15 protein-coding genes are annotated in these 12367 nt (G+C 37.9%); 13 read left to right on the forward strand and 2 right to left on the reverse strand.

Going from position 1 to position 12367, the window contains the following annotated elements:
* Positions 1 to 345 precede the first annotated feature (345 nt).
* The 12 genes from rho to FH036_RS18145 all read left to right on the forward strand — a co-directional run bounded on the left by rho (position 346) and on the right by FH036_RS18145 (position 9617).
* Complete coding sequence (gene rho, locus FH036_RS18095; RefSeq protein ID WP_001053898.1) at positions 346 to 1617, forward strand: transcription termination factor Rho; 1272 nt, start codon at positions 346 to 348, stop codon at positions 1615 to 1617.
* 452 nt (positions 1618 to 2069) lie between these two features.
* The gene (locus FH036_RS18100; protein ID WP_000643437.1) at positions 2070 to 2315 is read left to right on the forward strand and encodes a type B 50S ribosomal protein L31; all 246 of its coding nucleotides are present in this window, start codon (positions 2070 to 2072) and stop codon (positions 2313 to 2315) included.
* 108 nt (positions 2316 to 2423) lie between these two features.
* Entirely contained in the window at positions 2424 to 3011 is a 588-nt protein-coding gene (locus FH036_RS18105) for a thymidine kinase (protein WP_000280862.1), read from the forward strand.
* Positions 3012 to 3406: 395 nt separating this feature from the next.
* Positions 3407 to 4474 (forward strand): peptide chain release factor 1, encoded by a 1068-nt coding sequence (gene prfA, locus FH036_RS18110; protein WP_000887065.1) that lies wholly within the window; start codon positions 3407 to 3409, stop codon positions 4472 to 4474.
* The gene (gene prmC, locus FH036_RS18115) at positions 4474 to 5325 is read left to right on the forward strand and encodes a peptide chain release factor N(5)-glutamine methyltransferase (RefSeq protein ID WP_001267033.1); all 852 of its coding nucleotides are present in this window, start codon (positions 4474 to 4476) and stop codon (positions 5323 to 5325) included. The genes prfA and prmC overlap by 1 nt, the downstream gene beginning before the upstream one ends.
* 112 nt (positions 5326 to 5437) lie before the next feature.
* Positions 5438 to 6301, forward strand: coding sequence for a stage II sporulation protein R (spoIIR, locus tag FH036_RS18120; RefSeq protein WP_044792042.1), 864 nt, complete (start codon positions 5438 to 5440; stop codon positions 6299 to 6301).
* A 49-nt stretch (positions 6302 to 6350) separates the two neighbouring features.
* Complete coding sequence (locus FH036_RS18125) at positions 6351 to 6809, forward strand: GNAT family N-acetyltransferase (RefSeq protein ID WP_000758435.1); 459 nt, start codon at positions 6351 to 6353, stop codon at positions 6807 to 6809.
* 108 nt (positions 6810 to 6917) lie between these two features.
* Positions 6918 to 7958: an L-threonylcarbamoyladenylate synthase gene (locus FH036_RS18130; RefSeq protein WP_044791923.1), complete on the forward strand. Its 1041-nt coding sequence runs from the start codon at positions 6918 to 6920 to the stop codon at positions 7956 to 7958.
* A 77-nt stretch (positions 7959 to 8035) separates the two neighbouring features.
* On the forward strand, positions 8036 to 8584 hold the full coding sequence (locus FH036_RS18135; protein WP_000142416.1) for a manganese efflux pump MntP: 549 nt from the start codon (positions 8036 to 8038) through the stop codon (positions 8582 to 8584).
* A gap of 19 nt (positions 8585 to 8603) precedes the next feature.
* Positions 8604 to 8735 carry a hypothetical protein gene (locus FH036_RS27465; RefSeq protein WP_001037626.1) on the forward strand — a complete coding sequence of 44 codons (132 nt, stop codon included), beginning with the start codon at positions 8604 to 8606 and terminating at the stop codon, positions 8733 to 8735.
* 80 nt (positions 8736 to 8815) lie between these two features.
* Positions 8816 to 9091, forward strand: a complete 276-nt coding sequence (locus FH036_RS18140; RefSeq protein ID WP_000197474.1) for a DUF3935 domain-containing protein — start codon at positions 8816 to 8818, stop codon at positions 9089 to 9091.
* A 10-nt stretch (positions 9092 to 9101) separates the two neighbouring features.
* The gene (locus tag FH036_RS18145) at positions 9102 to 9617 is read left to right on the forward strand and encodes a hypothetical protein (RefSeq protein WP_139896048.1); all 516 of its coding nucleotides are present in this window, start codon (positions 9102 to 9104) and stop codon (positions 9615 to 9617) included.
* 632 nt (positions 9618 to 10249) lie between these two features.
* Here the strand turns inward: FH036_RS18145 and FH036_RS18150 are convergent.
* Together FH036_RS18150 and FH036_RS18155 are read right to left on the reverse strand one after the other, a co-directional pair.
* Positions 10250 to 10861 carry a flavin reductase family protein gene (locus tag FH036_RS18150; protein ID WP_000949040.1) on the reverse strand — a complete coding sequence of 204 codons (612 nt, stop codon included), beginning with the start codon at positions 10859 to 10861 and terminating at the stop codon, positions 10250 to 10252.
* 159 nt (positions 10862 to 11020) lie between these two features.
* On the reverse strand, positions 11021 to 11407 hold the full coding sequence (locus FH036_RS18155) for a DoxX family protein (RefSeq protein ID WP_000968618.1): 387 nt from the start codon (positions 11405 to 11407) through the stop codon (positions 11021 to 11023).
* A 387-nt stretch (positions 11408 to 11794) separates the two neighbouring features.
* Between FH036_RS18155 and FH036_RS18160 the strand changes: the two genes are divergently transcribed.
* Complete coding sequence (locus FH036_RS18160) at positions 11795 to 12292, forward strand: PTS sugar transporter subunit IIA (RefSeq protein WP_000473666.1); 498 nt, start codon at positions 11795 to 11797, stop codon at positions 12290 to 12292.
* Positions 12293 to 12367 lie beyond the last annotated feature (75 nt).

Genomic DNA, 12367 nt, shown 5'->3' on the forward strand with positions numbered 1-12367 from the left:
TTCTAGCCACCAGAGCTGGATTAAGTAAAAAGCGTAAGCAGCTCGTTCAGAATGGGAGGGGGATGGAGCTTCTGACGAAGAGGCGCTTTTTGCCTCGTAGGAAGAAGTGAAGCCACCGACCATTCTAGCTGTTGGAGCTGGATTAAATAAAAAGCGAAGACAAATTTTCTTGTCTTCGCTTCTTGTATTTGTGTTTCAACGTATTGATTAAAACTAGATAAAAGGGTTACAATAGTGAATATTACCCTACTTGAACTTATTGCCTTTCATTATTAATTATTTGCCTTCCGTATTTTTTCCCTTTACCCATGTGAAAAGAGAATAACGTTAAAGTGTGGTGTCTGAATGAATTTGTCAATTGCAGCATTAGAAAACATGAAATTAAAAGAGTTATACGAGCTTGCGAAAGAATTTAAAATTTCGTATTATAGCAAATTAACGAAAAAAGAGTTAATCTTCGCCATTTTAAAAGCTCGAGCAGAAAAAGAAGGTTTCTTCTTCATGGAAGGCGTATTAGAAATTATTCAATCAGAAGGATTTGGATTCCTACGTCCTATCAACTACTCTCCAAGCTCAGAAGATATTTATATCTCAGCTTCGCAAATTCGTCGTTTCGATTTACGTAATGGAGATAAGGTTTCTGGTAAAGTACGACCTCCGAAAGAAAATGAACGCTACTTTGGGTTATTACAAGTTGAAGCTGTAAACGGAGATGATCCAGAGTCAGCAAAAGAGCGTGTGCATTTCCCTGCATTAACACCATTATACCCAGATCGCCAAATGAAATTGGAAACGGAACCGAAAAAGTTACCGACACGCATCATGGATTTAATTGCACCAGTTGGATTTGGACAACGTGGTTTAATTGTCGCGCCTCCAAAGGCTGGTAAAACTAGTCTATTAAAAGAAATCGCACACAGTGTTACAACAAATCATCCGGAAGCTGAATTAATTGTCCTTTTAATTGATGAGCGTCCAGAGGAAGTAACAGATATTGAACGTTCTGTTAAAGGAGATGTTGTAAGCTCTACTTTTGATGAAGTACCAGAAAATCATATTAAAGTAGCAGAACTTGTGTTAGAACGTGCAATGCGTCTTGTAGAGCACAAAAAAGATGTTATCATTTTAATGGATAGTATTACCCGTTTAGCGCGAGCTTACAACCTTGTTATTCCGCCAAGTGGTAGAACATTATCGGGTGGTATCGACCCAGCTGCCTTCCATAGACCGAAGCGTTTCTTTGGAGCTGCACGTAATATCGAAGAAGGCGGTAGCTTAACAATTTTAGCAACAGCTCTTGTTGATACAGGATCTCGTATGGACGATGTAATTTACGAAGAATTTAAAGGAACTGGAAATATGGAACTTCATTTAGATCGTTCATTAGCTGAGCGTCGTATCTTCCCGGCAATTGATATTCGCCGTTCTGGTACACGTAAAGAGGATCTATTAATTCCGAAAGAACATTTAGACAAGCTATGGGGTATTCGTAAAACAATGCGTGATACACCAGACTTTGTTGAAGGTTTCTTACGTAAACTTCGTCAAACAAAGACAAATGAAGAATTTTTACAAAACATTGTTGCAGATTCGAAAAGATATGTAACAACGAAGTAAAGGGAAAAGATTGGGACTCGCTTATTTTATGGTAAGCGAGTTTTTTATGTCTTTTAGGTGATCTTAAAGAGAGATGAGTGGAAGGGCATTAGTTGGTTCTAGTTGGATGAGCGGCCTCCGTTTTAAGATAATATCCAGCTTCATCCTCCTCCCATTCTGAACGAGCCGTCTCCACTTTAAGGTGTTATCCAGTTCCGGTGGCTAGCTCTTCGCATCTAAGAACCTTCCGCCCGAAAGGTAAAAAGCACCTTTTGTGCGAGAGAACCTTAGCCAGTCAGAGCTGAACGAGCCGTCTCCACTTTTAATTTAAAAAGACAAAAACAGGTAGTTGCAAAATGAAGTTAGCCTTGTTATAATTTCATCATATGTGTTTCATCAATATAGTTGTGTATGCAGCTGAAGATGAAAAACTCTGTTTCGAAAATGATTCAGGGCGGAAGGAGATGAAAAGAATGAAAGCAGGAATTCACCCAGATTACAAGAAAGTTGTATTCATGGACACAAACACAGGCTTCAAATTCTTAAGCGGATCTACTAGAGGATCTAACGAAACTGTTGAGTGGGAAGATGGTAACACTTATCCATTACTAAAAGTTGAGATCAGTTCTGATTCTCACCCATTCTACACTGGACGTCAGAAGTTTGCTACTGCAGACGGACGCGTTGACCGCTTCAATAAGAAATACGGTCTTAAGTAATAAAAACATAAAACAGGCAAGTGTATCTATTCGCTTGTCTGTTTTTTTTGCGAAAATATTATACCTTTACCCTACTTTTAATTAAAAAGTAGATGAAAGGAGAGCTTCATGTACTTAATAAATCAGAACGGTTGGATTGAAGTGATTTGCGGTAGTATGTTTTCTGGTAAATCAGAAGAGCTTATCCGCCGTGTGCGTCGTACGCAATTTGCGAAACAACATGCAATTGTATTTAAACCATGTATTGATAATCGCTATAGTGAAGAAGACGTTGTATCACATAACGGATTAAAGGTAAAAGCAGTTCCTGTTTCAGCTTCAAAAGATATATTTGAACATATCACTGAAGAAATGGATGTAATTGCAATCGATGAGGTGCAATTCTTTGATGGGGACATTGTGGAAGTGGTGCAAGTATTGGCAAATCGTGGCTATCGTGTCATTGTAGCTGGTTTAGACCAAGATTTCCGTGGTCTACCATTTGGACAAGTTCCTCAGCTGATGGCGATTGCTGAACATGTAACAAAACTACAAGCAGTATGTTCTGCATGTGGATCTCCGGCAAGTCGTACACAACGATTAATTGATGGAGAACCAGCGGCATTTGATGATCCGATTATTTTAGTTGGTGCTTCAGAATCGTATGAACCACGCTGTCGTCATTGTCATGCAGTTCCTACAAACAAAGATAAGTAAAACTCGCTGCGCAAGGCGGGTTTTTTTCAGAATAGAGAGTGTGAGTGGTATGAGCTGCCTACGCTTTAAGTTGTGATATCTAGTTCTGGTGGCTAGCTCTTCGCATCTAAGAACCTTCCGCCCGAAAGGTAAAAAGCACCTTTAGGTCGAAAGAACCTTAGCTGGTCAGAGCTGAACGAGTCACCGAAACTTTTAAATATATTATCTAGCTCCAGCGGCTAGAATCTCCGGCCATTTCACTCTCTCGCTCGAAGCAAAGAGCGCTTCAAGATCGAGAGTTCCAAATAGCCTGCGATTCTGAACGAGCCGCTTGTGCTTTTAAATATAATTTGCGTTTTTTTGAGTAAGTACCATATACTATTTGTATTAGATACTAGGATGTAGAGGTGAATGATGTGTTAGATCGTTTGCAAGCTGTAGAAAATCGTTATGAGAAGTTAAATGAATTGCTAAGCGACCCAGCAATTATTAGTGATTCAAATAAGCTTCGTGAATATTCAAAGGAACAGTCTGATATACAGGAAACGGTAGAGGTGTATCGTGAGTATAAGGATGTTCGTGAGCAATTAAAAGATGCGAAAGCAATGTTAGAAGATAAGTTAGACGCAGAAATGCGTGAAATGGTAAAAGAAGAGGTTTCTGAGTTAGAATCACAAGAAAAAACATTATCAGAGCGTCTGAAAATTTTACTTGTACCAAAAGACCCTAACGATGATAAGAACGTTATCGTTGAGGTTCGTGGAGCTGCTGGTGGCGACGAGGCCGCTTTATTTGCTGGTGACTTATACCGTATGTATAGCCGTTACGCTGAGGTGCAAGGTTGGAAAACGGAGATTATCGAGGCTAGCTATACAGAGTTAGGTGGATATAAAGAGATTATCTTTATGATTAACGGTAAAGGTGCTTTCGCGAAGCTGAAATTCGAGAATGGCGCTCACCGTGTACAACGTGTTCCTGAAACGGAATCTGGTGGACGTATCCATACATCTACAGCAACTGTAGCTGTATTACCAGAGGCAGAAGAAGTAGAAATTGATATTCATGAGAAAGATGTTCGTGTTGATACATTCGCTTCTAGTGGACCTGGTGGACAGAGCGTTAATACAACGATGTCAGCGGTACGTTTAACGCATTTACCGACTGGTGTAGTTGTATCATGTCAGGATGAGAAATCACAAATTAAGAATAAAGAAAAAGCGATGAAAGTATTACGCGCACGTGTTTATGATAAGTTTAGACAAGAAGCGCAAGCTGAGTATGATCAAAACCGTAAACAAGCTGTTGGTACGGGTGATCGTTCAGAGCGTATTCGTACGTATAACTTCCCGCAAAACCGTGTTACAGACCATCGAATCGGTTTAACGATTCAAAAGTTAGATCAAATCTTACAAGGTAAGTTAGATGATTTCATCAATGCCTTAGTAATGGAAGATCAGGCTCAAAGGATGGAGGCAGCTGAGTAATGCGTGTCTATGAAGCCCTGAAATGGGCTTCTTCTTTTTTACAGGAGAATGGACGAGATGAAAATGCGGGAGAAATTGTCCTTTGTCATGTATTAAAGACGAATAGAACAGGATTATTGATGAACATGCGTGAAGAAATAACTGCGGAACAAGAAAAAAGTTTTACAGAGTTTATCCACAAACATGTAGAAGGTATTCCGATTCAATATATGATTGGTCATGAAATGTTTTATGGAAGATCGTTCTTTGTGAATGAAGAAGTATTAATACCAAGACCAGAAACAGAAGAGCTTATAGTAGGAGTGTTAGAAAGAATTGAGCGTCATTTTGGTGATGAGAAAATACATGTAGCAGATATTGGTACAGGTAGCGGAGCAATTTCGATTACACTTGCTTTAGAAAATAAAAATCTTCATGTGTATACGGTAGATATTGCGCAGGAGTCGATTGAAGTTGCAAAAGAAAATGCGAAAACTTTGGGCGCAGAAGTAACGTTCTATCATGGTGATTTATTATCACCATTTTATGAAACGGGTCAAAAGTTAGATGTTGTTGTTTCAAATCCTCCATATATACCGGAAGAAGATTGGCGTGGTCTTTCTCCCGTGGTGAAAGAGCATGAGCCAAAGAGAGCGCTTGTTGGTGGTGAAGACGGATTAGATTTCTATCGCCGCTTTATGGAAGAGTTGCCGAATGTGTTGCAGAAGAAAGCAATTGTCGCATTTGAAATTGGAGTAGGGCAAGGTGAGGACGTGAAAGGGCTGTTACAACAAGCTTTTCCACATGCTCATGTTGAGGTTGTTTTTGATATTAATGGAAAAGATCGTATGGTATTTGCAGAAATGGAGTAAGGGTTACACCTTACTCTATTTTTTTGTGGAAAAATTCATATAGATTTTGAATTTAATAGTTTAGAAAGATGAAAGTCTGTCCACACTGTTTGTAGAAGGGACGGTGGAGGAAATGAAAAAACAAGTTATTGCTTATCTTCTTCTATTATTAATTGGTGCACAGTTACTTGTGCAGTTTGGATATATGAAAGCTGATGCGAAAGGGCCTTCAGTTATTCCGAAAGAGGCCGTTCGATTACGGATTTTAGCAAATAGTGATTCAGATAAAGATCAGGCGTTAAAGCGCAAAGTGCGTGATGAAGTAAAAGCGCAAATTGATGGATGGGTAGCTGATTTAACTTCATTTGAAGAAGCACGCAAAGTCATTCAAAGTCATATTCCAGAAATCGAAAAAACAGTGGCAAATACGTTGAAAAAAGAAGGAAGCAAAGATTCATTCCAAGTGAAATTCAGTAAAAATGTAAAGTTTCCTACAAAGGTATATGGGAATTTTATTTATCCGGCAGGGGAATATGAAGCAGTTTTAATTACAATTGGGGAAGGTGAAGGGGCAAACTGGTGGTGTGTATTATTTCCACCGATGTGTTTCTTAGATTTTTCAAGTGGTACAGCTGTAAGGAAAGAAGAACATGTTGTGAAGGCTGAATCTCCAGAAGAGGAGCAAGTGAAACAAATAGATGATGAAGAAGTAGTAAATGCAGAAGAGAAAAAAGGGGATGAGGTGAAGGAAAAGAAAGTTGTAAAGCAGGAAGTCGCAAAAAAAGTAACAGCTTCTGAAAAGAAAGTAGTAAAAAATGAAACGAAAGTAGAAGAACAACCTGCAAGTAAAGAGGAAACAAAAACTGTGGAAAAAGTGGAGAAACCTGTGGAGCAAAAACAAGAAAAGCGAAATGAGTATGTAAAAGTAGAAGAGGAAGAAGAGCCAGAAGTTAAGTTATTTATTGTAGAAGCTTTTACATCTTTATTCTCTAAATAGTACTATTCGTAAATCCCTCCTCATATATAAAAAAGAGGAGGGATTTATTATGAAGAAGGTATATTTTGCGACGAAGGCAGATGTGGAAAGATTGCATTCTTTTTTCGGACAAGCTAATAAAAAAGATGATAAAATAAATGAGTTGTACGCGCAATTTATGATTTTGGAAGAGGCGGAAGAAATAAGGGCAGTCATTGGATATGAACAAAGTGAAGAAAACGCACTTATTCGTTCTTGTTTATTCACACCTAATGTGGATAAACAGACTTTCTTATATTTTTTTGAAATGTTTTTGCAGTATATGAAAGAAAAAAATATTCGACAATTGTACTTACTAACAAATCATCCACAATCTATAACGATCTTTCAGTTTTTTGACTTTGTTACGATAGAGAAAGAGAACGTACCAGAGGGAATTCGACAGTTAGAACACTTTTGTAAAAATATAAAAGAGCCAAATGCAATAATACTAAATTGTCAGCTATTCACAAAGTTATCCACGGATTAATTAGGTTTATCCACATTTTGTGGATAAACCTTGTTTGTCTTTTGGATAAATCTCATAGTAAACTAAAAATAGACAAGTATTTCAGGGTAGAAAAGGACGTGGGAAAAAATGCATACAAATATGTGGATTGTGGATAATGTTGTGGAAAGAAAAAAATATTATCCACAGTTACAAGAAGCAGCAAAATTATTAAGGGAAAATGAGGCGATTGCCTTCCCTACAGAAACGGTATATGGACTAGGTGCAAACGCGATGAATGATGAAGCGATTGCGAAAATTTTTGAGGCGAAAGGAAGACCGAGTGATAATCCACTTATTGTCCACATCGGGACAAAATCGCAGTTAGATGGGATTGTGAAGGAAATTCCGCCAGTTGCAGAGAAGTTAATGGAGCATTTTTGGCCAGGGCCGTTAACAATTATTTTACCTAGAAAAGAAGGGATTTCAGAGAAGGTAACGGCAGGACTTCATACAGTTGGAGTAAGAATGCCTGATCATCCGGTAGCTCTTGCTCTTATTGAAGAGGCAAATGTACCTGTTGCAGCACCTAGTGCAAATCGTTCAGGTCGTCCAAGTCCGACGTTAGCATCTCATGTATATGAAGATTTAAATGAGAAGATCGCAGGTATTGTAGATGGTGGTGCAACAGGAGTCGGTGTTGAATCGACTGTAATTGATTGTACGAGCGCTGTTCCAACGATATTACGCCCAGGTGGGATTACGAAAGAACAATTGGAAGCAGTGATTGGTACGGTTTCGTTAGATCCAGCTTTAAAGGATGAGAAGGAAAAACCGAAATCACCTGGAATGAAATATACACATTATGCACCGAAAGCGCCGCTAAGTATTGTTGAAGGTTCACGTGAATTTATTCAACGCCTTGTGGATGAGAAGAAGGAAGAAGGATTCAAAGTCGGTGTATTAACGACAGAAGAGTATCAGCACGTATATAACGCGGATGTTGTATTATCTTGTGGTGTTCGAAGTGATTTAGCTAGCGTTGCGACTAAATTATATGATGTACTTAGAACATTTGATGCAAGTGAAGTGGATGTTATTTTTAGTGAATCATTCCCGAATGAAGGAATAGGGAATGCCATTATGAATCGTTTAACAAAAGCGGCAGGACATCAAATTATTACTGAATGATAAGGTACGATTAGCAAACAGAATATTTCTCCTCGGATAAGCATATTGTGAAGTAGCACGTCCGAGGAGGGACATGAATGACGTTTGAACAGATAATACCTTTAATAATTATGGCGTTCGCCTTAGGGATGGATGCGTTCTCGGTAAGTCTTGGTATGGGAATGATGACCTTAAAGATAAGACAAATCCTGTATATCGGTGTGACGATAGGGATATTTCATATTATCATGCCATTTATAGGGATGGTATTAGGTCGTTTTTTATCAGAGCAGTATGGAGACATTGCACATTTTGCAGGTGCTATTTTATTAATCGGATTAGGATTTTATATTGTATATTCATCTATCTTGGAAAATGAAGAGACTCGAACGGCCCCTATTGGAATTAGTTTATTCGTATTTGCATTTGGGGTTAGTATAGACAGTTTTTCAGTAGGTCTTAGTCTTGGTATTTACGGGGCACAGACGATCATTACGATATTACTTTTTGGATTTGTTAGTATGTTATTAGCGTGGATTGGTTTATTCATTGGGAGACATGCGAAAGATATGCTCGGTACATATGGCGAGATAGTAGGTGGTATCATTTTGGTTGGATTTGGATTATATCTCCTTTTTCCTATATAATTTTAGGGGGGAGGGCGTTATGAACAAGTTATTGGAATGGTATATTCGATTTGTAACCTTTTTTCCGAGGTGGTTACGACTACTTATTATTTGGGGTATTATTTTACAAATTTCAATTTTAGGTTGGATTAAATTAATTCGTGAATGGTAAGATAGTTCCTTTCTGTGCATAGTTTTGTTTGTACTATACTGATTACGCTAAAAAATTACAATATAGAAAGGATGAGATGGATGACGAGATTGAAGCAAGTTTTTGGTATTATTATTAGTTTTTTTGTTTTTTGGTTTAGTATGCTCGGTGTACAAATGTTTGCTGAGTTTTTAGATATTGAGTCATTGAAGTTTGTTGCGGGAAAAACGGAGGCGGCGCGTGCTTTTTATTCTCCATACCCGTTTTTAATTGTTTTTCTTATTACATTGCTTTCCCTTTACTTCTTCGTAATTAAGCTTGGGAAACCAAAAAAAGAGAAAGTGCCTACTTTGGAGGAGCAGAAAGAAGAGATATAAGGGGGATACTATGTCTAACATTTCTTTAGCAGAAGCTGTAAAATTAAAAAGTGTATTATCGAAAAGAATACATGAATTAGAAGAAGAGATGAATCAAATTGGATTTGTTGAAATTGAAAAAGGTGATACACTTCCAAAACAGACGCGTACATTGGTACAGGTTGAACAGGAACTAGATGATGTTCGCGCTGATTTTCGTCTTTTAGATAAATTAATGTATGAAGCAAATATCCGAAATGAAGTGAATTTCAACGGAGAGAATGTAACGATTGTTGAAGCGATAGAACTTGCAACGCAGTTACGTGCAAAAGCTCGAAAGTGTAAAGAGTTTGGCGTGAGTAAGAAAGAAGAACATGTATATTCTTACGGTGAAACATCATCGCTTGTAAAAGTAGCCATGTTTGATCCTGAAGTATATCGTGTAAAAGGTTTAGAGTTAGAGAGACAAGCTAATAGATTGTCCAACTTAATTAATGCGAAAAACTACGCCATTGAACTAGACTTTGATGGTGAAAAATACTTTTAAACCTTGAAGTGGTGAGACTCCGCTTCAAGGCATAGAAGAAGACCACTTTTGTAAAAATGAGATTTGTGATGGCCAAAGGACAACCAATCATCCAATAACCAATCACACTGTTACTTTTTACCGATGACCAATAATGGGAAAAGAGGTCGATGACCAATACTGAAAAATTATTTTTCTTCTTCTATGAAAAGGGTGTACCAAATTAATTTGGTACACCCTTTTATATTATTGTTACTTCTATTCTGAACGATCTGTTTTCGCTTTTAGTTGTTATCCAGCTCCAGCGGCTAGAATCTCCGGTCATTTCGCCCTCTCACTCGAAGCAAAAAGCGCTTCAAGGTCGAGGGCTCCAATGTCCTGCGATTCTGAGCAAGCCGCCTCCGCTTTTAGTTGTTATCCAGTTCCAGTGGCCAGCTCTTCGCATCTAAGAACCTCCCGCACGAAAGGTAAAAAGCACCTTTTGTGCGAGAGAACCTTAGCTGGTCAGAGCTAAATGGGCCCCTTCCACTTTTAAACATATCCAGCTCCAGCGGCTAGAATCTCCGGTCATTTCGCTCTCTCGCTCGAAGCAAAGAACGCTTCAAGGTCGAGGGCTCCAATGTCCTGCGATTCTGAGTGAGCCGCTTCCGCTTTTAGATTGGCCTCACTAATTCAAATTGTTCTCCTAGTTTTGCGTAGTTGTGTCCTGCTAGGCGGCTTACTGGTTTTAGTCCTTCTGCATGAATGCGTCCATTTTCGTATAGGTGTTCTGCGACGTGGAAACGAACGACGCGTCCAATTAGTAGATCGCAAGCTGGTGAGTCTTCTGTTCCGCCAAGGGGGATTGCGCGTTCTAGCACGCATTCCATTCGAATATTTGCTTCTTTTACACCTGGAACGGAGATGACATCACTTTCAATTGGTGTTAATTTTGCTAATTCAATTTCACTTTCATTTGGAGGGAGATTTGCTGCTGTTTCGTTAATTGCCGCTACATATGATTCATCAGAGATATGTACGACAAATTCTCCTTTTTCAATTGCGTTTCGAGAAGTGTCTTTTCTTTCTCCAGCTTTTCGTTGTACAGAAACTGAGATAAGTGGCGGATTAGCAGCAACAATATTGAAATAACTATATGGTGCTCCATTTAATACGCCGTCTTTTGTTACAGAAGTAACGAATGCGACAGGGCGTGGAATAATACTTCCTGTAAGTAATTTGTAATTCTCTTTTTCCGATTGTTCATTTGGATTAATGGATAACATGATTGAAATCCCCTTTCTAAATATGACGACTTATTGTTTGTTTACAAGATGTTAGTGGAAAACTCCTGCTGAAAATAATATTTTTATTACATAAAAAGAACTTACTTCAACCACAATGAAGTAAGTTCCATCTAAATAATCTTGAATTCAAGATAAAAATTATAGTAAAACGTATGCGCCAGGTCCGATTAAAGCTACACCAATAGCAACAGCGATTAACATTAAGTTGTATTCATATCCGTTTTGGGTTACCCAGTAACCATTTTTCCCATGAACAGTGAAGATTGCCATTAACATTGTTCCAACGATAAATAATGAACCGATTGCAGTGAAAATACCTGATGCGAATAAGAAACCACCTAATAATTCAGTTGCACCAGCCATAAATGCCATGAATACACCAGGGCGTAAACCGATTGATTCCATCCAGCCGCCTGTTCCTTTTAAACCATAACCGCCGAACCAACCAAATAATTTTTGAGCACCATGACCCATGAATGTAATACCTATAATAAGACGAATAATAAGAAGACCGAAATCCATCATTTTTGAAAACCTCCTAAAAGTTATTAACTTACCTTATGTAAGTAATAATAAAATAGTTACTTACTTTAGTCAAGCGGATTTCGAAAAAAGTTTGAAAAAAATTTTACAAATTAACAACAAAAAATAAAATGTAGTAAAGACCTCTAGACAAGTTAGGTGAAAAAAGAGAAAATATAAGTAGAAGTTAACTTCTTATTGTTATTCAGACAATCAGAATTGACTGGAATTTTGTGAGACGCTACAATAAGAGTCTAGTAGTAATGACGTAATTTATTTCGAAAGCGTTTTTACAGTATAATATTCGAAGTATGAAGTCTTACGTTTATTCTGATCTTTAATAGAGATTGCCCTATAAACTTTTAGGTAAATTATAAGGAGGACTATCCTATGTTTAAAAAATTATTCGGTCTTGGTTCAAAAACAAATGAAGAAACAATTGTAGCTCCATTAACTGGAGCAGTGAAAAATATTGAAGAAGTACCAGATCCAGTATTCGCTGGTCGTATGATGGGTGACGGTGTTGCAATCGATCCTACTGAAGGTGTAGTTGTATCTCCAGTTGATGGCGAAATCGTACAATTATTCCACACGAAACATGCAATTGGAATTAAAGCGAAAAACGGTACAGAAATTTTAATCCACGTTGGATTAGAAACTGTAAAAATGGAAGGCGAAGGTTTTGAAGCTCACGTTTCTGAAGGACAAGCTGTAAAAGCTGGAGATAAATTAATCTCATTCGACTTAGAATTAATTCGTGAAAAAGCGAAAAGCACAATTACTCCAATCGTTATTACAAACACAGATGCAGCTGAGTCTATTAAGACAACTGTAGGTGTAACTGCTACAAAAGGTTCAACAGAAGTAATGAAAGTTACAATGAAATAATTATCACATGAAAGGAATCCGTTTCGTATGAAATGGATTCCTTATTTTGTTTTGTAGTCTGTTCCTTATATATGG

The sequence above is a fragment of the Bacillus sp. CD3-5 genome (genome assembly GCF_006349665.1).
Classification (GTDB): Bacteria; Bacillota; Bacilli; order Bacillales; family Bacillaceae_G; genus Bacillus_A; species Bacillus_A paranthracis.

Excerpts from the sequence above, each read along its gene's own strand:
- prmC (WP_001267033.1), top strand. The coding sequence starts at position 4,474 with ATGCGTGTCTATGAAGCCCTGAAATGGGCTTCTTCTTTTTTACAGGAG.
- FH036_RS18135 (WP_000142416.1), top strand. The coding sequence starts at position 8,036 with ATGACGTTTGAACAGATAATACCTTTAATAATTATGGCGTTCGCCTTA.
- FH036_RS18125 (WP_000758435.1), top strand. The coding sequence starts at position 6,351 with ATGAAGAAGGTATATTTTGCGACGAAGGCAGATGTGGAAAGATTGCAT.
- FH036_RS27465 (WP_001037626.1), top strand. The coding sequence starts at position 8,604 with ATGAACAAGTTATTGGAATGGTATATTCGATTTGTAACCTTTTTTCCG.
- FH036_RS18100 (WP_000643437.1), top strand. The coding sequence starts at position 2,070 with ATGAAAGCAGGAATTCACCCAGATTACAAGAAAGTTGTATTCATGGAC.
- FH036_RS18140 (WP_000197474.1), top strand. The coding sequence starts at position 8,816 with ATGACGAGATTGAAGCAAGTTTTTGGTATTATTATTAGTTTTTTTGTT.
- spoIIR (WP_044792042.1), top strand. The coding sequence starts at position 5,438 with ATGAAAAAACAAGTTATTGCTTATCTTCTTCTATTATTAATTGGTGCA.
- FH036_RS18145 (WP_139896048.1), top strand. The coding sequence starts at position 9,102 with ATGTCTAACATTTCTTTAGCAGAAGCTGTAAAATTAAAAAGTGTATTA.
- FH036_RS18130 (WP_044791923.1), top strand. The coding sequence starts at position 6,918 with ATGCATACAAATATGTGGATTGTGGATAATGTTGTGGAAAGAAAAAAA.
- FH036_RS18155 (WP_000968618.1), bottom strand. The coding sequence starts at position 11,407 with ATGATGGATTTCGGTCTTCTTATTATTCGTCTTATTATAGGTATTACA.
- FH036_RS18150 (WP_000949040.1), bottom strand. The coding sequence starts at position 10,861 with ATGTTATCCATTAATCCAAATGAACAATCGGAAAAAGAGAATTACAAA.
- rho (WP_001053898.1), top strand. The coding sequence starts at position 346 with ATGAATTTGTCAATTGCAGCATTAGAAAACATGAAATTAAAAGAGTTA.
- FH036_RS18105 (WP_000280862.1), top strand. The coding sequence starts at position 2,424 with ATGTACTTAATAAATCAGAACGGTTGGATTGAAGTGATTTGCGGTAGT.
- FH036_RS18160 (WP_000473666.1), top strand. The coding sequence starts at position 11,795 with ATGTTTAAAAAATTATTCGGTCTTGGTTCAAAAACAAATGAAGAAACA.